The sequence below is a fragment of the Bacteroides sp. AF25-5LB genome (assembly GCF_003602965.1).
In the GTDB taxonomy this organism is placed as follows: domain Bacteria; phylum Bacteroidota; class Bacteroidia; order Bacteroidales; family Bacteroidaceae; genus Bacteroides; species Bacteroides uniformis.
Genome location: NZ_QTMC01000002.1, coordinates 160,407 through 182,274, shown reverse-complemented (window position 1 = coordinate 182,274; position 21,868 = coordinate 160,407). Strand labels below are relative to the sequence as shown.

The 21,868-nt window shown below is 42.7% G+C and carries 11 protein-coding genes; 6 read left to right on the top strand and 5 right to left on the bottom strand.

What is annotated here, in order from left to right:
- The first annotated feature begins 101 nt into the window (after nt 1–101).
- From DWY57_RS02940 to DWY57_RS02915, 6 genes are all read left to right on the top strand, one after another.
- Nucleotides 102–1,115, top strand: a complete 1,014-nt coding sequence (locus tag DWY57_RS02940) for a FecR domain-containing protein (RefSeq protein WP_119961324.1) — start codon at nt 102–104, stop codon at nt 1,113–1,115.
- Between the two features lie 157 nt (nt 1,116–1,272).
- Entirely contained in the window at nt 1,273–4,749 is a 3,477-nt protein-coding gene (locus tag DWY57_RS02935) for a TonB-dependent receptor (protein WP_207805146.1), read from the top strand.
- Between the two features lie 12 nt (nt 4,750–4,761).
- Nucleotides 4,762–6,756, top strand: a complete 1,995-nt coding sequence (locus DWY57_RS02930; RefSeq protein ID WP_119961323.1) for a RagB/SusD family nutrient uptake outer membrane protein — start codon at nt 4,762–4,764, stop codon at nt 6,754–6,756.
- 20 nt (nt 6,757–6,776) lie between these two features.
- Nucleotides 6,777–7,493 (top strand): DUF3823 domain-containing protein, encoded by a 717-nt coding sequence (locus tag DWY57_RS02925; RefSeq protein WP_119961322.1) that lies wholly within the window; start codon nt 6,777–6,779, stop codon nt 7,491–7,493.
- 66 nt (nt 7,494–7,559) lie between these two features.
- Nucleotides 7,560–10,574: a glycosyl hydrolase family 28-related protein gene (locus DWY57_RS02920; RefSeq protein WP_119961321.1), complete on the top strand. Its 3,015-nt coding sequence runs from the start codon at nt 7,560–7,562 to the stop codon at nt 10,572–10,574.
- Nucleotides 10,575–10,603: 29 nt separating this feature from the next.
- The gene (locus DWY57_RS02915; protein ID WP_119961320.1) at nt 10,604–13,606 is read left to right on the top strand and encodes a glycosyl hydrolase family 28-related protein; all 3,003 of its coding nucleotides are present in this window, start codon (nt 10,604–10,606) and stop codon (nt 13,604–13,606) included.
- A 108-nt stretch (nt 13,607–13,714) separates the two neighbouring features.
- Here DWY57_RS02915 and DWY57_RS02910 read toward each other — a convergent pair whose 3' ends face one another.
- From DWY57_RS02910 to DWY57_RS02890, 5 genes are all read right to left on the bottom strand, one after another.
- A complete protein-coding gene (locus tag DWY57_RS02910) occupies nt 13,715–14,161 on the bottom strand; it encodes a hypothetical protein (RefSeq protein ID WP_117600445.1) in 447 nt (148 codons plus the stop codon).
- A gap of 66 nt (nt 14,162–14,227) precedes the next feature.
- On the bottom strand, nt 14,228–15,328 hold the full coding sequence (locus DWY57_RS02905) for a DUF6340 family protein (protein ID WP_117600444.1): 1,101 nt from the start codon (nt 15,326–15,328) through the stop codon (nt 14,228–14,230).
- A gap of 170 nt (nt 15,329–15,498) precedes the next feature.
- Nucleotides 15,499–18,834: a preprotein translocase subunit SecA gene (gene secA, locus DWY57_RS02900; RefSeq protein ID WP_117600443.1), complete on the bottom strand. Its 3,336-nt coding sequence runs from the start codon at nt 18,832–18,834 to the stop codon at nt 15,499–15,501.
- Nucleotides 18,835–18,931: 97 nt separating this feature from the next.
- The gene (locus DWY57_RS02895) at nt 18,932–20,500 is read right to left on the bottom strand and encodes an alkaline phosphatase family protein (protein ID WP_117600442.1); all 1,569 of its coding nucleotides are present in this window, start codon (nt 20,498–20,500) and stop codon (nt 18,932–18,934) included.
- Nucleotides 20,500–21,720 (bottom strand): DUF4105 domain-containing protein, encoded by a 1,221-nt coding sequence (locus DWY57_RS02890; RefSeq protein WP_117600441.1) that lies wholly within the window; start codon nt 21,718–21,720, stop codon nt 20,500–20,502. The genes DWY57_RS02895 and DWY57_RS02890 overlap by 1 nt, the downstream gene beginning before the upstream one ends.
- Nucleotides 21,721–21,868 lie beyond the last annotated feature (148 nt).

The window sequence follows — 21,868 nt, the reverse complement described above, 5'->3', positions numbered from 1 at the left end:
TTTTTTCCTATTGTACTCTAAGTATATAAAATATTTTTAGCTTTTTGTTTAGGAGTTTTTTTCACCCGTTTGTCTTTAGATTAAAGCTAGCAATAAAAATTATGGTAAAAAGAGAGGGAATGGAGAACCTGCTTCTCAGGTATTATGAAGGAGAGACAACGGAGGATGAAACTGCTCTGGTAGAGGAGTGGCTGGAAGCATCGGAAGAGAACCGCAGGACAGCCCGCCAGGTTCAGACACTCGGTCTGGCGGCGGACATGGCGCAGATTTCATCCAGGCTGGATGTAAAGAAGGCCTTGGAGGATGTACATCGTAAGATGAAACAGAAAAAGGTCAATAGGTATCAGGTATTATTTAGAGGGATGCAACGGGCGGCCGCCATTTTATTCATCCCTTTGATGGTATCGTGGTCTATCCTTTATTGGGACAAGGATAAAGAAGAGATACATATGATGGAAGTCAGGACAAATCCGGGAATGACTACTTCTGTCGAATTGCCGGATGGAACGGAAGTCGTTCTGAACTCGTCGTCGTCGTTGCGCTATCCTTCCCGATTTGCCGATGATAAAAGGGAAGTGAAGTTGGTGGGTGAAGCATTCTTTTCTGTCGCAAAAGATGAAAAGAAGTTCATTGTCGGCACGCTGAACAATTCCAAGATAGTGGTACATGGAACGGAGTTCAACGTAGAGGCTTACAAAGGGAGCAGGACGGTACAGACCACTTTGGTTTCGGGTAAAGTCAGTTTCTCCTATGTGAATAATGGCAGGAGGAATAATGTAATGATGATACCGGGGCAAAAGGTTATTTATGATATAGTGCGGGAAAAGGTCGTTGTGAAAGAAGTCAATGTAGACGTGGAAACATGTTGGAAGGACGGACGCTTGATTTTCAGGAACACTCCGTTTGAAGATATATTGAAGAGTTTGAGCAAAAGGTATAATGTGGAATTCATTCTGAAAAAGGCTTCATTGAAGCAGAATTCCTTTACGGCTACATTTACCAAACAACGTTTGGAGCGAATATTGGACCACTTCCGAATATCCTCGAATATTCATTTCAAGTTTGTTGAAGATGGTGATGTGAATGCCGAGAGACAGGTAATAGAAGTTTATTAACCCTTTAAAAAGTAGTATGATGAAACACAAGTCCGTTTAGAAAAACATGCAGGAAAATGTTGGCGCATTTTCCTGCATGAAACACAGTAACTTTTAAATATCTGTTTGGCGACAGATAAAGCAACTTTATTTTTTCACTAGAAATCAATACAAAATTATGAAAAACAATGTTTGTATCCAATCATTTAGGGCAAAAAGTGTCCTGATGAGATGCATGAAAAAAATTCCTCTTGCTATGAAATGTGCATTCTTTATGTTATTTTGTTTAGTGAGCATGGCATTTGCCAATGATGGTTATGCCCAAAAAACGATGTTGAATATTGCTCTTAATAATAAAACTGTTGACGAAATCCTGACAGAGTTAGAAAAAGGTACAGAATTTGTTTTTTTTTATAATAATAAACAGATTGATGTTAAACGCCGAGTAACAATAAAAGCTGCTAATAAGTCTATATTTAAAGTTTTAGATGAGATATTTAAGGGAACGAATATAGCTTATAAAGTATTAGATCGTAATATAGTTCTTTATGATAAGGCTACTGAGACTGATGGGGTATCAGCTGTTCGACAAGTATCAACGATTAAAGGTTCTGTTAGTGATACAGCAGGTGAGCCGATTATTGGAGCAAGTATTCTCGTACAAGGAACCACTAATGGGGTTATTACTGATATAGATGGTAACTTTATTTTAAATAATGTGGCTTCTGGTGCAACACTTGTTGTGAGTTATGTTGGATATAAGACACAAAATATCAGTATTTCTGGTAAGACATCTTTCAATATAGTACTAGTAGAGGATACTGAGATTTTGGATGAAGTTGTGGTAGTAGGTTATGGTATCCAAAAAAAAGAATCGTTGACTGGTGCTGTCACAGCAATTAAAGCTGATGAAATTGCAACTACTAAAACGGAAAATTTGATTAGTAATATTCAAGGTAAGATGCCGGGGTTATTGATTCGTCAACGAACTGGTGAGCCTGGTACTTTTGATAATATGGTCAGTATTCGTGGATATGGCACGCCACTTGTTGTTATTGATGGTATTACACGGGATGGTACAGAAGAGCTGGCGCAATTGAGTTCGGAAGATATTGAAAGTATTTCTATATTAAAGGATGCTTCTGCTGCCATTTATGGTATGAATGCTGCCAATGGTGTGATTATTGTCACGACGAAGAAAGGAGTTGCCGAAAAAACGCGTGTGTCCTATTCTGCCTTGTTTGGTGTGAAAAATCCCACAGCTATGGAAGAGACAGTTGATGCCTATACATATCGTATGATGGCCAATGAGAGAGCACGTAATGATCAGGCTGCAGCTGCATATACTGATGATATTTTGGAGAAGTATAGGATAGGGGCTCCCGGTTATACAGATCATGATTGGATTGATATGTTTATGAATAAGTTAGCTTTCCAGCAGTCACATAATATATCAGTAAGAGGTGGATCTGAACGAGTGAAATATTATGTTAGCTTCGGATATACTGGCGATAATGGTCTATTGAAAAGTGGTATTCAGTATTATCACAGATATAATCTGAGAAGCAATTTGACTGCTGAAATAACTAAGGGATTAAATTTGAATGTAAATGTATCGGGACGTTGGGATGAAACCCAGAGACCTCGTGAAGACTTTCAGTGGACATTTAAGACTTTAATGGTCAATGATCGTGGTATCGGAACCCATACAATGAATAATCCAGAACATTTATCAAATATTGGTCCGGAGGGAAAGAATCCATTTGCATTAGTTGATCCAGACCTTGACGGTTACCGCAGAAATAGAGGATTAACCTATTCTGCTGATGTCGAATTAAGCTGGAAACTTCCGTTTGTACAAGGATTGACTTTAAGTGCATTAGGATCTTTTGATGGGAATAATCGTAACAATTCTGAGCTGCAAAAATCATATCAACTATTTGATTATTATACTGATGAACCTTCGGGAAAGTATGGTACAGATAAATATTCGAATACAATGAATCTTTATCAAAAAATTTATGGACGTGCACAAGCCAATTATATGCGTTCTTTTAATTTGCATAATTTAAATATAACTGCTGTTGCTGAACTGAGTGGCACTCGTCGTGATAATTTAAGTGGAGCCCGTCAATATTCGGAACTATTTACAAATGATATATTAGATCAAGCTAGTTCTGGAACAGCAACTAATTCTGGTTATCGTCGTTTGGGGCGGTTGGCTGCATATTTGATGCGCGTGAATTATGATTATGCCGGAAAGTATTTGGTAGAAGCTGTGGCACGTTATGACGGTTCTTATCGTTATGCACCGCGCCATAGGTGGGCTTTTTTCCCTTCTTTCAGCGTAGGTTGGCGTATTTCTGAGGAAAGTTTTATTAGGGAGAAGTTACCATTTATTACCAACTTGAAGTTAAGGGCTTCATTTGGTAAGAGTGGTTATGATGCCGGTGATGCATTTCAGTACATATCTGCTTATACAGCAGGTTCTTTAGGATATGTGTTTGATGGTAATAGTCAGGTTACGGGTATGGTGGCACCTGGTGTAGTTACGGATAACCTTTCATGGGTTACTTCAACAATATCTAATGTGGGATTGGATTTTGATTTGTGGAATGGAAAACTAAGTGGGTCTATTGAATGGTTTAACCGTAAGAATGAAGGTATTTTAGCTGACCGGGTACAATCGGTTCCTAATACATTTGGAGCGAGTTTTCCACAAGAAAACCTTAATTCTAACCAAAATAGAGGATTTGAAATTTCGTTAGGACATAGAGGTAAGGTGGGTAAAGATTTTGAATACTCGGTATCTGCCAATTTCACTTATGCACGTGAGAAGAATTTGCATGTAGAACATGGTGAATATACAAGCTCTATGGATAGATGGCAGAATGGTTCTGAGAATCGTAATCAGAATGTAATGTGGTTATATAAATATGATGGACAGTATACCTCTCTGGAACAATATGAAACAGCCCCTTTATTGGGTGGCAATTTGGGTAATTCCAAAATGCTTCCTGGGAGTTTCAGATTATTGGATTTGAATGGTAATGGCATGATTGATTGGAATGATCGTGTTCCCGAATTTTGGGCTACTGGAGCTAATCCTCCGATTCAGTATGGTTTGACGTTAGCTGCTTCTTATAAAAATTTTGATTTGAATATGCTTTTCCAAGGTGCTTCTGGTTATTCTATTGGCTATGCTAATGATGATGTATGGGGATATGGTGCAAAAACTAATAAAACTTATTTGTTAGAGAAGTTTATGGATCGTTGGCATACAGTGAATGTTACGGATGATCCATATAATCCTTCTACACAGTGGGTTGCAGGATATTATCCTGCATTGCGCTCCGATTTCTCAAATACTACTGATAATGGTAATCAGTGGAATAATGGCATTTCCTTCTGGAATCCATTAGCAACTTATCTTCGTTTAAAGAGTTTGGAAATAGGTTATACTTTGCCTAAGTCACTTATGAAAAAAATAGGTATTAATAGTGCCCGTTTTTTTGTTAATGGTTCTAATTTATTCACTTTATGTAATCGTATGTTGAGAAATGTAGACCCAGAACGTGAGGAAAGGGATTGGGGAGCGAATCTTGCATATCCGTTGATGAGATCATATAACTTTGGATTGAATATAAACTTTTAATGTAAATATATTATGAAAAAAATATTTTTATCAGTATTGTCTTTTTGTACCCTAATAGGACTTTTGGGTTGCAATGCTTTTTTAGAATTGGAACCGTTAGATAAAGTTTCAGGTGAGCAATTGACAGAAACAGAAGGAGGATTAAAAGCTTTGTTGGCAAATATATATACTTTAATGCCTATCGAAGATTTTACTTATCGTCCTAATGCTGGATTTAATCAACGTGGATATGACGGAGTGAATGCGACGTCAAATATTGCTTTCTTTACAGATGAGGCTACTCGTAGTGACGGTGCGCAAGGTATAGGTCCGGAAGGATTTGATTATTGGCCTTATAGTGATATTCGTCAGGTGAATATCTTTATGGAAAATGTAAGGAAAGCTCGAGAAAAAGGAACTATTTCAGAAGATAGTGCAAATCGTTTACTTAGTGAGGCTCATTTTGTACGTGCATATATTTATTATGGTTTGGTAAAAAGATATGGTGGTGTACCTTTAGTGGAGCATGTGCAAGATGATGAATATGTCCCTGGTAATCCCTCTTCTCTTGCTATTCCTCGTAGTACGGAATTGGATACGTGGAAGTTTGTATTGACGGAATGTGATCTTGCTGTAGAGAATCTTCCAGAAGTTGTTTCTTCTACGGATGGGGTTTATCGTGCTTCTAAATGGGCTGCTTATGCATTGAAATCAAGGGTGGCTCTTCATGCGGCTTCTGTAGCAAAATATTGGGATAAGGCTCCATTAGCTGGTGAAGCTGTAACACAGAAATTGATAGGGGGAATGAGTATATCGGATGCGGACGCATTTTATAAAGAATGTATTTCTGCTTCTGAGATAATTATTGCCCAGTCAGGAAAATCTATTTATAAACCAAACCCTATATCGAGTGAAGAGGCTGTTACAAATTTTCAGCAGTTGTTCCGTAATGATAAGAATGAAGAAGTGATTTTCAGTAAAGCTTATTTGGATGGGACAACCAACTCTAATCAAGGCCATAGTTATGCACAATTTTATATCCTTTCTCAAGTAAATACGGGGGGAGCATTAAAGTATGGGCGTTTTAATCCGACTTTAGATATAGTTGATTTATTTGAAGATTATACTGATGACGGTATAGGAAAAAGCGCAAATATTGTGACTCGTACTGATGGTAATGAAGATTATGTAATTACTTATTTTAATAATGTAGAGGCCAATAAAACACAGTTAATGTCTATACCTTTCAAGAAATATGATGATTTATATACACCTTTTGCAGATAAAGACGCACGTTTGTTGGCTAGTATTATTGTTCCTGGCTCTTCTTATGGTGGTACACGGATTATTATACAAGGTGGTCTTATAGAAGTAGATAATAATTATATTGCTTATTCTAACGAGTCGGCTGTCGGAAAGGATGGAAAGACATATTATGGTTTAGGAGCTGCTGGGCAGACATTGTTCTCAGGTTTTCTAAATGTAGGTAGTTCTGAGGATGCCAACTGGACTGCAACAGGTTTTTCTGTTCGTAAATATATGCCTGAAGGTGAGAATATATCAGGTTTAGACAATTCTTCTACTACTTCTTATATTGATATGCGTTTGGCAGAAATATACTTAAATTATGCAGAGGCTGTGGTAGAAAATAGTAGTGGATATGGAGATCAAACATTAGCTAAGCAATATATAAATGCATTGCGTCATAGAGCAGGGCATATTGATAATATACCTTTAACATTGGAGAATGTTTTGAAGGAACGTCGTGTAGAATTAGCTTTTGAGGGAAAACGTTTTTGGGATATGATGCGTCGAAGAGAGTTTCATACGGAGTTTAGTGGAAATAGAATTCGTAAGGTTTTGATTCCTATGCTTGACCTGCGTGAACCAACTCCAAAATATGTTTTTGTGAGGGCAAATTACTTTACGGATGAATCAAAAGGTGGTTATACATTCCAATCTACAAGTTATTATAGAGGGATTCCGGGTATCAATACAAATGGATTAGTTCAGAATCCTGGTTATTAACACAAAACATTTAAATAATTATGAAAAAGATATTATTATTAATTTCATGCTGTTTTTTTGCATTAGTTTCATGCGAGATTGATAATTATGATGGGCCAGATGCTTCAATTCATGGTTCTATTATTGATGAGGTGACTGGAGAATTGGTTGGTACTGATATTGAGAATGGTTCTTCTATCATAGTAAGGGAGCATGGATTTACTAATCCGGCCGATCAATATTGGTCTATTATGAATACAGGTGAATATCGTAATAATATGGTATTTGCTGCTACATATGACGTTAGATTTGAGAATTGTAACTTTTATCCTTTTGAGATAAAAGATTTTGTAATAAATGATGGTGATAATTTTTATGATTTTAAAGTAACTCCTTATCTTCGCATAAAGAATCCTGATATTGTAAAAAATGGTAATGTTATAACTGCAACTTTTTTTCTTGAAACTGGTAAGCCGGAAGTGAAAGTCAAAGAAGTTCAGTTGTTTGCATTCTCAGATAAATGGGTTGGAAACAATGTAAAATATTCTTTGAATGGTGGTAGTGATAAGATTACAATTTCACCAAGTGAGACGGTTGTTTCCTCTAAAAAATATACTTTAACAATTGACTTGGAGAAAAATACAAATGTTTTCAAGTATAGTAAGAACTATTATTTTCGAATTGGTGCTTTAGCTGATGTATCTGGTGTAGGGACTGTACGGCATAACTATGCACCATTAGTAGTCATAAAATTATAAAAAATAGCAGAAAAAGCGTTCTGCTTTATGGTTGAACGCTTTTTTAATCATATATAAAATGAAACCATGAAAAAAATCAGAATTATATTTTTGATATTTATAGGGTTAATATGTATGCAACTTTATGCTGTTCAGCAAAACTCTATCTACACGTTAAAGCCTAATGATCCTGAGGCTTTTTATTTTACCCCTGAAAATTATCAGATAAAGGCTGATGGAAAGATGGATGTATCAGATGCCTTACAAGCTGCTATAAATCAGGTTAAGAAGGAAAAGAACTTTGGTATACTTTTTATTCCTGAGGGAAAGTATAAAATTAGTAAGACAATTTATGTTCCAGGTTCTATTCGCTTGATTGGTTATGGAAAAAAACGTCCGGAATTTATTCTCGCTAAAAATTCTCCTGGGTTTCAAGAAGAAGTCTCGATAGATAAAGGAAAGGCTAATTATATGTTTTGGTTTACCAGTAGTTTGGTAGAAAAAGGGCAAGTCCCTCGTGATGCAAATGCCGGTACTTTTTATAGTGCAATGTCCAATATCAATCTTCGTATTGAAGATGGTAATCCCCATGCGGTAGCATTGCGTACACACTATGCGCAGCATAGTTTTATCAGTTATGTCACAATATATATTGGTAAAGGTAAGGCAGGGCTGTTCGATGTCGGTAATGAAATGGAAAACGTTGCTTTTTACGGGGGAGATTATGGCATTTATACGACAAAAGCTTCTCCCGGATGGCCGGTAATGATGGTCGACTCTTATTTTGAGGGACAACGTGTAGCTGCTCTTCGTTGTCAGGAGTCCGGTTTGGCAATGGTGAATCTGTATGCCAAGAATGTTCCGGCTGTATTTGATATTGACCCTAATTATTGCGACAAGTTATTTTTGGAAAACAGCTATTTTGAAAATGTAAGTGGTCCGGCAGTGGTGATTACCAACGAGAACAACAGCAACAATCAGATAACCTTCCGCAATGTATATTGTAAGAATGTACCGACCTTGGCGAAATATACCCGTAGCAATACGGCCACCCATGTTGCTCATAAAATCTATAAGGTAAAGTCATACGACCACGGCTTGCAGATGGATAACATGGTGGATATGCCGGAATATGAAACGTTGGTTGATATTGAACCGATACAGAAGATGCCGGTTGCCCAACTGATGGACATCCCTGCACTGCCTGCAATGGCAACATGGGTAAATCTGCGCGAACTCGGTGCAAAGGGAGATGGGGAAACGGATGATACGAAGGCCATCCAGGAGGCTATTGACAAGTATGATAATATCTATGTACCCCAGGGCTGGTATCGCATTACCGAAACTTTGAAGATGAAGCCCGATACCAAGTTGATAGGCCTGCATCCTTTTGGCACTCAGTTCCGGCTAGACGAAAGTACTGCTGCATTCAGTGGTTTTGGCGGTCCGAAAGCGATGGTGGAATCTTCGGAAGGCGGTGCAAATATGCTGGTGGGCATTGGTATCAATACCGGCGGTTATAACTATCGTGCTGTAGGTGTGAAGTGGATGGCAAATGCAGATTCTTATATGAATGACGTGAAGTTTGTAGGCGGGCATGGCGGTTTATGGAAACCTAAACCGGGTGTTGAGGAACCACGTGGCCGGTGGAACAGACCGGCTCGTATCAGCTCTCCCGATAATCCGGTAGCGGCTTCGGGCATGGATCTTGCTTGGGACAACCAGTATTGGAGTCTGTGGGTGACCAACAACGGTGGCGGCACCTTTAAAGACATCTGGACAGCAAGCACATATGCCACCAATGGTTTCTATGCCAACAATACTTCTACTCCGGGGCGTATCTATGCCATGTCCATCGAGCATCATGTAAGAAATGAAGTACGTTTCAACAAGGTGTCCAACTGGAAGGTGTATTGCATGCAAACCGAGGAAGAGAGCCGCGAAAGTACCGATTGCCAACCGATAGAGATGGACGACTGCAAAGATGTGACCTTTGCAAACTTGTATATGTTCCGCGTTATCCGTGTCAATGAACCGTATCACAGTTCTGTACGTATCCGCAATTGCGAGAACATCGCATTTCTGAACCTGCATAACTATTCTCAGATTAAATATACGAATAACATTGCAGTGTTCGATGTCAACAAAGACATTGACATCCGCCCGTGGGAACTTTCTCGCTTGATTGTAACCGGAAAAGAACCTCATCAGCAACCGTTAGGCAATGAAATAGGTAAGGTGAACCAATTGGCTTCCGATTTGGAATTTGCCGAAGGCATTGCGCGCGACAGTAAAGGTAACATTTACTTCTGCGACCATCGGATGCGTCGTATCTTTAAATGGTCGGTAGAGACAAACAGCTTGTCGCTGCTGGCAGATTTCCCGTGGAAACCCTCCAACCTGGCTTTTGATTCAGAAGATAATCTATTGGTATTGTTCAGATATGATGCGCAGCCGGGATATCTGATTAATGGTAAACCGGAGGAAATGCCGGTAATGCCTGATACAAAAGGTACTTCTTTCAGCGGATATGGTAATTCCGCATATACAATGAGAGTCTACTCCATTGACCCGGAAAATCCGGAAGAGACCATCAAACTGTTGCCGCGTGTTCCGATGGGTCAAGTGAAGAACGTGTATAAGGCTCTTTATCCTTCTAACCGTTGGAGAGACTTCCACGATTTCAATGCGGTGTCGGTCTATGTTCCTGAAATGTGCTTCCTGGCACCGGATGGAAAAACTATCATTCCTCATTATTTCGACTTGTCACGTAGTTCTTCCTTGCTGGAAGCCTATCCGGGAAAGCCTTTCTATACCTCTGATGAATATGACCGCAGAATGGTGAAGATGGATGTGGCCAATGACGGCACGCTCTCCAACTTGAGCTATTTTGTGGAGCAGGGCGAATTTGGTTCTGCTGTAGATAAGGAAGGGAACTTGTATGTGGCTGACGGAGAAATATATGTATTTGATAAGGATGGCAAGAAGAAAGGGATGATTCGTGTTCCCGAACGTCCGTCCACATTACAGTTTGGCGGTAAGGATGGCAATACATTGTTTGTCACAGGCCGTTCCAAGTTCTTTGGTGTACGTATTAAATAAGGAAAATCCATATTAAAACAATCTGTGTAATGAGAAATTATCAAATAATGAGATACCTGCTGATAGTCTGTTGGATTATCTGTAATATGTCGTCCGGGTGGGCGGTAGGGGGTGGTTCCGCCTATACGCAAAGACCGGACGATCCGGAAGCATTCTACTTTACCCCGGAGAATTACGGCTTCAAGGCTGATGGAAAGTCCGACGTGACCGATGCGCTTCAAGAGGCAATCAATCAGGTGAAGCGCGAAAAGAATTTTGGGATACTGTTTCTGCCGGAAGGAAATTATCGCATTAGCAAGACGATTCAAATTCCCTCATCCATTCGGCTGATTGGTTATGGGAAGAAACGGCCGGTGATTTATTTGGGAGCCGATACACCCGGTTTCCAGACTACTCAAAATTATATGATATGGTTTACGGGAGGGCTGGCACAAGAGGGCAGGAAGCCTTCGGATGCCGGTGCAGGTACTTTCTATAGTGCGGTGTCCAATGTGGATTTCCGTATAGACAAAGGTAATCCTCAAGCCGTCGCCATTCGTGCGCATTTTGCCCAGCATGGATTTATCAATCATTGCGACATTCGGATTGGTTCGGGAAAAGCCGGCATGTATGATGTGGGCAATGAACTGGAAGACGTCAGGTTCTATGGCGGTGAATATGGGATAATTTCTTCCAGGACTTCTCCGGGATGGCCTATGATGATGGTCGATACTTACTTTGAGGGGCAGAGAAAAGCGGCTGTCTATTCAAAAGAGGTGGGGTTTGCCATCGTCAATATGCATGTGAAGAATACGCCCGTTGCCTTTGAAATGGCAGAGAATCTGGCAGACCGCCTTCATGTGGAGAATTCGTTGTGGGAGAATATTTCGGAAGCCGGTGTCAGGGTAAGCGTAGAGGGAAATACTTTTTCGCAATTGAATCTGGTGAATGTGGATTGCAGGAATGTTCCCGTACTGGTGGACTATGCTCAAAGTGGAAAGAAAGTTGCCGGAAAAGCAAAAATGTACAGAGTCAAGGAGTTTACTTACGGTCTGGTGTATCAGGATTTGAATGATGCTTCTTCTTTCAGGGAAATATGTGAAATAGAGCCGGTGGCAAAACTGCCGGTTCCATTTGGCAAGGACCTTCCGGTTCTTCCGGCAATGGAGACATGGGTCAATATCCGCGACTTAGGGGCAAAAGGTGATGGCGAGACTGATGATACGGAAGTTTTTGAGAAAGCTGTCTCTTTGCATAAAAACATCTATGTGCCCCAGGGTTGGTATCGCCTGACGAGAACGTTGAAGCTGTCTCCCGGTACTAAGCTGATTGGGCTGCATCCTTTTGGGACTCAATTTCTGTTGAAGGAAAGCGAGCCTGCATTCAGTGGTTTCGGCATGCCTGTGCCTTTGGTTGAATCTTCCGAAGGCGGCGACGACGTGCTGAATGGCATAGGTATTAATACCGGTGCGTATAATTACCGTGCTGTCGGCTGTAAATGGATGGCGGGTGAGCGTTCGTACTTGAATGATGTGAAGTTTGTAGGCGGGCACGGCACCTTGCGCAAACTGGCTCCGAATGTTTCCGGACAGTCGTCTTACCGCAGGGGCGAGCGTCGAATTAGTTCCCCGTCTTCTCCGGTCATGGAGACCGGTAAGGATATGGCTTGGGACAACCAGTATTGGAGTTTGTGGATTACAAACAATGGCGGCGGGACAATTAAGGATGTTTGGACAGCCAGTACGTATGCTGCCAGTGGGCTTTATATTAGCGAAACGAAGACTCCGGGACGTATTTATGCCATGTCTTTGGAGCATCATGTCCGTACTGAAGCCCGTTTCCATAATGTGGCCAACTGGAAAATTTATGCTTTCCAGTTTGAGGAAGAAGGTCGTGAAGGGCCTGATTGTTATATGGCAGAAATGTCCAATTGTCAAAATATCGAAATGGTAAATGTGTGGATGTATCGCGTGATCCGTGCCTTTATGCCGAAGAGGATAGGTTTCCGCATATGGGATTGCAAGAATATCACTTTCCGTAATATGCACAATTATACGCAGATATTGCCAGTCATAGAGTTTCCTATATATGATATGAATAAGAAGTTGCCCGTTTATTCGTGGGACTTTGCCCGTCTCACTGTTTCGGGTAGCGAGAAGAGCCTTCGCCTTTCCTGCACGGTCATGGACAAGCCTGTGAAGCTGGCTACCGGTTTTGAACTGGCCTCCGGAGCTACTACCGACAGTAAAGGAAATATCTACTTCTGTGAAAACCGTCTGAAGAAAATCTATAAATGGTCGGCAGACACGGAGCAGATTACTTTGATAGCCGATTATCCCTGGAAACCTTTTACATTGGCCACTGATACGCAAGACAATCTGCTGGTTATTTTCCGCTATGACCCTCAGCCGGGTTATCTGGTGAACGGCAAGCAGGAAACGGTAGTGCGCTTGCCGGATGATAATCCGATGTACAGTGGTTGGGGTAACAGTGGCTGGAGTGCTTGGGGGTATTCTTTTAATCCGGATAACGTGGATGCTACGATGAAGCCTATGCCACGTGTCGTTACAGCCGGTATGAAGAATATACAGAAAGTCATTCACCCTTCCAGTCGTTGGAGAGGTGACTTTGACAAGGTGGTTGCCAGTATGCCTGAGTATAGTTTTGTCGCTCCGGATGGCGTGACAATTATTCCGGATACCTATGATTTGGGACGTTCTTGTGCTTTGACTGTTACAGTTCCCGGTCAGTCAGAACCGGTTTATATTGTAAATGAGATGAATAAAACGACAGTACAACTTTCCGTTGGTGTGGATGGCCGTTTGACAGAACAAGGAATAATATGTCCTTATGGCCAATACAGTAATGTGACCGATGCTGATGGGAATGTCTATGTTGCTGATGGTGAAATATTTGTCTATGACAAATATGGTAAAGAGCAGAGACGTATTCAGATAGAAGAACGCCCGATTTCCTTGGCAATTGGTGGAAGGCAGAAGGATATACTTTTTGTTACCACCTCAAGTTCTTTCTATGGAATTAAGATACGTTAGGTATTGGTGTAGGTAAAAAAAGAATTAGCCCCTGCGGTTGTTTTATATCGCAGGGGCTAATTTATTATAAGAAGGTCTCTTTTCCTTATAGGCTGATTGTTTGGAATATTATTTTTCCAGCAGCTCTTTCAGAAAAGAATCCAGTTCCTCATCCAATCCTTTCAGTAGCTCTTCATTGACCAATAGAGTATCATCATCCATCAGCAACAGTTCTGCTATTGTTTCTCTATCATCATCCACCAGTACAAAAGAGAATGGTTTCAGAATAGTCAGCTTGTCGAACTTTCCTTCATTTTTCATGTTGCAGAGCAGTGAGGACAAGATACGCTCTACATTTTCGTAGAAATCATCTCCCTCGTATGTCATCCATTCTTCAATGGTGGTATTGGCTAGCTCCTTGTCTTCATCATCAAAGATAGACAGTTCGCCCGAATTCTGATTCGGTTGCAGATGAATGTCTGTAACGATAGTCTGTTCGCAACCGCAGGTGTATTTGCCGATTGCTTTTTTAAGAGTGTCCTCCAAGAGTGCTAATGACGATTGACTGAGCTTCATAATAACTTTCTTTTCTTAATGGTTGTTCAAAGGTATAAAAAAAACGGTTATCTCTGCATCATTTGACTAAAAATCATCATCAAATCTGTTCATTTGCATGTTCAGGCGTGCCATTCCCTCTTTTCGTTTCTCCAATTCGTCTACATACATGCTGATAAAGATGTAATAGGAGATGGTTCCATCATGTATTTCGCCTGTCTCTTTTTTGTCTGTCTTGCTTTTCTCACGGGCAAGGGTTTGCGCTTTTAATGCCCATTCCAAGGCAGTATCTATGCTGTCTTGCATTTCGTAGCCCAAAGCGGTGTTATAGGCTGCATACATTTTCTGTTTTCCTTTTTTTGTTTCGTAGGTCTGCTTCCAGAGTTCTACTGCTTTACTCCAATTTTCTTCTTTGGCATATACGGCTGCATCACGCATATTTACAGAACCACCACTGAAGAGATAGCGGTTACCGGTTTTCCAATAGGGGAGTAGATGTCTTACCGGAACTGTTCCTGCAAATTCAGATGCTTGCTTCACCATGTCTTCTTCGCTGATGAGGCGGGAACGTACTGACGCTTCACCATTTCCTGCCTCTTCCCAGAAAATACTGTCATTGCTGTTGACGGTTACCATAGGACCTTTGCGGTTAGGCAAATATATTCTGACGGTAGGATATACCTTTACATCCACTGTGCCGAGGAACACACCCCAGTTGGGCATATAACTTATCTTGCGATTGGAACGCATTTGTATGTTTTCCAGGGCTATCAGGAAATCTACGTCCAAATTCTGTGTAAGTTCCAGTACTTCATCCCTCGATAATGTGCTTTCGCGGGGATTGATGTCTTTACTCCGGAGGGCAGAGTCGCATATCACAACCTCTTCAAAGTAGTTTTCGTTGGCAAGGGCCTCTGCAAGGGATTCGGTTGTTATTGCGGCGTCTCCATTGTAGTAGTTGGTGAGGCGTGCCACCTCATTCTCACTTTTTTTCTGTTCTTCCTCACTGATGATGAGTTTGTTGTCCGGTACGTTTGGCATGTTGTTGACAACAGCCACACGTTTCAGTGTTGCCGGGAAACTGACTTCTGCCGGAAGCATATAATCAATGGACAGTTGTTCTACACTCTGGCAGCTGCCTAACAGCAGAGACCCCATCAATAACAGACAATAGTGATATTTGGTCATAGTCTTTGGTTTTGTTCTTTGGAGCAAAAGTACTCTTTTAGCTGAATATTCAAAAGCTGGAACGAATAAAAAATGTGATAATGTGGCAGGAGAAAAAGTGATAGGGTGATAAAAGATACCTGACGGTATCATCTTATCACCCTATCGCCTTATCATTTTATAGCTTTGATTTATGCATTCCTTCCGTGGCAGTTTTTGTATTTCTTACCGCTTCCGCAAGGACAAGGATCATTGCGTCCTACGGTCTTCTCGGCACGGATAGGTTCGCGTCTTGGTTGTTCACGTGTATCTTGTGCCGCAGCGGCCTGCTGGTTCGGGTCATTCAAATCAACCTTCTGTTCGCGATACTTGCTCATATCCTGGCGTTGTTCCGGAGCAGCCTGGCGCACCTCTACTTGGTGGGGAGTCTGGGGAGCCTCAGGGGCTTCAGCCGGAGCCTCTTGTACCGGGATTTGTCCACGCATCAGGATAGAGATGGTCTGGTTATTGATTTTGTTGACCATTGCATCAAACAAGTTCACAGATTCCAGTTTGTAAATCAGTAGCGGGTCTTTCTGCTCGTAACTTGCATTCTGCACGGAGTGTTTCAGCTCGTCCAGCTCGCGCAGGTTTTCTTTCCATGCTTCGTCGATAACATGCAGCAAGATGGATTTCTCGAATGACTTCACCACCTCCTTACATTCTGTCTCGTAAGCTTTCTTCAGGTTGCAGGAGATGTTGTACATACGTTTTCCGTCTGTGATGGGGATAAGTATGTTTTCGTACATGTGTCCCTGCATTTCGTATACTTGCTTGATGACCGGATAGGCTATCTGTGCCATACGTTCTGTCTTGCGCTTGAAGAGTTCCATGGCAGCGTCAAAAGTTCTGTCTGCCAGTTTTTCTTTCTTCTCATTACGGAATTCCTCTTCGGTGAAAGGTACTTCCATGGCAAGCGTCTGGAGCACATCCATCTTGCAGTTTTCATAGTCGGGTGCTTCGACGGCGTTGGCACAACGGTCCCAAATCATGTTCACGATATCCATACCGATACGTTCGCCCATCAAAGCGTGGCGGCGTTTGGTGTAGACTACTGTACGTTGCTTGTTCATCACGTCGTCATATTCCAACAGACGCTTACGGATGCCGAAGTTGTTTTCCTCAACTTTCTTTTGCGCACGTTCAATGGATTTGGAAATCATGCCGTGTTCAATCATTTCACCTTCTTTGAAACCCAGTTTGTCCATTACACTGGCAATGCGGTCACTGGAGAACAAACGCATCAGGTCATCTTCCAAAGATACGAAGAATACAGAAGAACCCGGGTCGCCTTGACGTCCTGCACGACCACGTAACTGACGGTCCACACGGCGTGATTCGTGGCGTTCTGTACCGATGATGGCAAGACCGCCTGCAGCTTTCACTTCCGGACTCAGCTTGATGTCGGTACCACGACCGGCCATATTGGTAGCAATGGTTACAGCACATTTCAAACCGGCAGTAGCCACAATATCCGCTTCTTTCTGATGCAGTTTGGCATTCAATACACTATGTTCAATCTTACGCATGGTGAGCATTTTGCTCAACATTTCAGAGATTTCAACAGAAGTGGTACCCACCAGTACGGGGCGTCCTGCTGCCACCATTTTTTCTATCTCTTCGATGACTGCTTTATATTTTTCACGTTTTGTCTTGTAAACGCGGTCATTCATGTCGTTACGGGCAATGGGGCGGTTGGTCGGAATAACCACTACATCCAGTTTGTAAATGTCCCACAACTCGCCGGCTTCTGTTTCTGCCGTACCGGTCATACCGGATAGTTTGTGGTACATACGGAAATAGTTCTGTAATGTAATGGTGGCAAAAGTCTGGGTGGCAGCTTCTACTTTCACGCCTTCTTTGGCTTCGATGGCTTGGTGCAAACCGTCAGAATAACGACGTCCTTCCATGATACGTCCCGTCTGCTCATCCACAATCTTCACTTGGCCGTCGATTACCACATATTCGTCATCTTTCTCGAACATGGTGTATGCCTTCAACAGTTGGTTGATGGTATGCACACGTTCGCTTTTGATGGCATAGTTGGTCATCAGGGCATCCTTCTTTTCAAGGCGCTGTTCGTCTGTCAGCTCTGTTTCGTTTTCCAAGGCAGAGAGTTGCGCTGTGATATCGGGGAGTACGAAGAAAGTGGGGTCCTCTACATTGCTACTAATCAAGTCTACGCCCTTGTCTGTCAAATCCACGCTGTTCATTTTCTCTTCGATAACGAAGTACAGCGGGTCAGTCACCTCGTGCATGCGCTTGTTGTTCTGCTCCATGTAGATTTCTTCGGTCTTCAGCATACCGGCCTTGATGCCTTGTTCGCTGAGGAACTTGATGAGTGCCTTGTTCTTGGGCAGGCACTTGTGACTGCGGTACAAAGCGAGGAAGCCTTCTTCCTGGTCTTTCTTATCGTTCGATGCAATCAGGCGCTTGGCATCGGCCAGGTATTGGGTAGCCAGTTTTTTCTGAGCTTCTACCAGACGTTCTACTTGTGGGCGGAGCTGTTCGAAGAGTTGGTCATCGCCTTTGGGAACCGGTCCGGAGATAATCAGCGGAGTACGGGCATCATCAATCAATACTGAGTCCACCTCATCGACAATGGCATAATTATGTTGGCGTTGTACCAGGTCTTTGGGGCTGATAGCCATGTTGTCACGCAGGTAGTCGAAACCGAATTCATTGTTTGTACCGAACGTGATGTCTGCCAGATAAGCTTTGCGACGGGCATCAGAGTTGGGCTGGTGCTTGTCGATGCAATCTACACTCAAACCGTGGAACATGTAAAGAGGACCCATCCATTCGGAGTCACGTTTTGCCAGATAGTCGTTCACTGTTACCACGTGCACGCCGTTACCAGTCAGGGCATTGAGGAATACCGGTAGGGTAGCTACCAATGTCTTACCTTCACCGGTTGCCATTTCGGCAATCTTACCTTTATGTAGAACCACACCGCCGAATAGCTGTACATCATAATGTACCATGTTCCATACAGTATCGTTGCCACCTGCTATCCAATGGTTCTGGTAGATGGCTTTATCGCCTTCGATGCGTACAAAGTCTTTAGTGGCAGCCAGTTGGCGGTCAAAATCGGTAGCTGTAACCACTATTTCTTCATTTTCAGAGAATCGTTTGGCTGTTTCCTTTACAATAGAGAAAGCGGTGGGTAATACTTCGTCCAGCGCTTTTTCATAAATCTCCAATATCTCTTTCTCGATTTTGTCGATTTGGTTGAAGAGGTCTTCGCGTTTTTCCAGTTCGGTATCTTCAACGCTGGCTTTCAGTTCTTCCACTTTGGCGCGTTGTTCGGCTGCCGAATCGTGGATGTAGGCTTTCAGTTCTTCTGTCTTGGCGCGTAGGGCGTCGTTGTCGAGTTTGGCTACTTCCGGGTAAGCGGCTTTGATTTTCTCCACCCACGGTTGTATCTCTTTCATGTCGCGTGTGGATTTGTTGCCGAAAATCGAGCTTAAAAATTCATTAAATCCCATTATATATTTGTTTTTATTATTATTGCTGAGTTAGTTGAGCGTGCAAAGTTACTGATTTCTATACAGATTATCCAGATTTGCACAGATTATTTTAGAATCAAAAGTCGAGGGGAGATGCTGTACTTGCATTAGGGGCGCGGATGCGCATTACACTTGCCAGGGTAGGGGCAATACGGTCGATACTGATGGGTATACGGATGATTTCAGCCTTCATTCCTCCTCCCAATAAAATGAGGGGAGCAGGAATATCGGCCGTACGTACTACATGGTTATCAGTACTATTTTCCTGCATGATAGTCCAGCCCGGAAGTATTTCAATGAGCAAATCGCCAGAGCGCTTGCGGTGAAAACCATTGCGTATACGTTCTATTTGCGGTGACCAGGGGCCCAAAAGCAGGCGATGAGCTGAATATACTTCGCTCACGCCACTGAACTGAACCAGAAATTCGGCAGATTTTTCTTGAATTTCAGTCAGGCTCAGCTGCTTGTTCTCAATAAGTTTATGGTTGAGATAGATTTGTTGGTCATAATAAGCTTCCACATATTGTCCCTCGCCATAGGATGCCATGAGGTACATGTTCAGCAGGGCGGCACAGCGGTTCAGGTAGAATTCACCACCCGGTATCCGATATACGCCCGGGTCGGCAGCTTCCGGGTCGGCATAGCCGGTGGAGGTGATGCAGAAAAGTACGTTGTGGAGCCCAACTTTACGTTCTATGAGCTCTAATAAGGAAGCTATACTACGGTCCAGCCGTACGTAGGTATCTTGCATTTCCATGGCACATTCCTGCGTACTCCGGTGGTTGTAATTTCCTGCGTAGTAAGTCAGCGATAATAGGTCGGGTACGTCATCTTGTCCGATAGTGCTCTTGTTCAGCAGCTCTTCGGTCAGCAGGTTGACTTCCTCGTTGATGAAAGGACTGGTAATCAGGCGGCGAAATTTGTTTGCCCGTTCACCGTCCAGCTTGTATTTGAATGGTTCGTTACGCCATTCGGGCAGAAATGTATAGTTGGTAAAAGGAAGTGCAGGTGTCCATACCATATCCTTGATACGGTAGTCGGGAGATTTCCGGTCGTTGTATTGACTCAGCCACCACGGAAATTCATTATAATAAGTTGTACTGCACCATTTTCCGGTATTGTTATTAAGCCAGAAGGCACCGTTCCCCGCGTGTCCGGCACCCAATATGGCGGCATCGCGGAAAGGCGCAATGGCATAAACCAGACCTTTGTTGCGGGTAGCTATTTTTAGCTCGTCGGCAATGGTGGAGGTCAGTAATTGGGAGGGGGAAGTGCTTTCGTCGGTATAGTTGCCCATGAAGTTGGGGTCTTCTACACAGTCTATGGGGCGTAGTGTACCTGCATCCAGCCACTGCTCTGCAATGATGCCGTTCATGGACGGTGTTGTCCCGGTATAGATGGCGGCAATGGCCGAGGCTCGGTCCGTTCCGCAAAAAGGAAATTCTGCTTGACGGAAGACTTTACCTTCACGCAGTAAGCGCTTAAACCCCTTTTCTCCGTATAAGGACGAAAATGCTTCCATATAGTCTGTACGCAACTGGTCAATGGTCAATGTTACCACCAGCTTTGGGGAGGCAGGCAGCGGTTGGGCTTGCAAACCACTGAATGTTAGTGCGAGTATGGAAGTTATCAGTCCTTTTTTCATTACTTTCGTTTGTATGTCAGAATGAGGTTGCTTGCAGAACGTATCAGCAAACACAGTGCCAAAGGTAATATTGCTGGCGGAATTCTCTGCGGAATTATTGCCCAAAGCCCTATAAAAAGTGTTAAAACTGCAAAGTTAACCAGCATATAGCGGCTTATTTCCCTTTTTCGTACCCTGGATAGCATGAATGGAAGGCAAAAAAGGTGAAATGGATGGAATACAAATAGTATATAATTGGGACTTACTGCCGGATGCTGTGAGAATAGTGCTAAAAATGCCAGTATACATCCAGCCATTCCGGCAACCAAGAAGAGTATGAGGTCCATGCCCCAGAGAGTTTTTCCTCTTCGTATGCCGTAAATGCTGATGCCTGCTACAAGTATCAGTAATAGCGAAGCCGACTGCATCGGTGTGATGCCTCTGCTGACGAAGTCGGCTGGTGTTTTACCCGTTACTACGATTTTTTCTTCTTTGGCAACCAGTGGCCGTGCTTGTCCTTCTTTGTCCACAATCTGCGCTTTATTGAAATACTCCTGCATGTAGAAGGGGACGAACATTGCCAGCCGGCGGTTGATGGGTTCGTCTGCTTTGCTGCCCATGCATAAGTCCATGCCGAAACGTGACCACAAATGGCCTTCACTGTATTTATACAGCAAATCCCTGAAAGAGATTCCCGTACTGTTATCAGTCATATTGTCAGCGTATTGCAGCGTGCCGTTGATGGCACGTTCTATCTGGTCTCGCGGGCGGGTGGCGCAATTGTCGTAGAAAAAATTGTAGCGGTATACTCGGTTTTCGGGGCGGTAGTTCTCTGTCAATAGTGTTATCAGGCGTTCTTTTTCTTCTTCTGTTAGGTTTAACGTCTGTTGCCAGACATCGCGTCCCAGATAGTTATATTCGGCGGCGAAATGCTCATAATCGGTCACTCCAAGTTGATAATCCGTTTCTCCCAAGGCAAAACGGAAGATGAAGTTAGGGGCGTTGAAGTTGAACATGCCGTAATTGAAGACGGCGTCAATGCCGCGCGTATAGTTCTCGTACCGTATGGCAGTGTGTCCGAATAGGGAATAAATCTCTCCTCCTGCAGCGCAAGTCAGTAGACTGACGCGCACGGAGTCTGTTGCAGCACTCTTTTGCTGTTGTGTCACCTGGGCATTCGCTGCAGGCAAACAGAAGAAAAAGATTACTATATATATATGTATAAGTAGGCTTCGTTTCATGCTGCAAACTTACGGAAAAAACTAATATTATCCCAATTTGTGATGAGGAACTAAAGTGGTTATTCGTGTTATCCCAGTCATCTGTGTCCGAAGAATCTTTTTTAATTATGAACTTGATACAATTCTTGATTCGCATTATTGGCTGTTT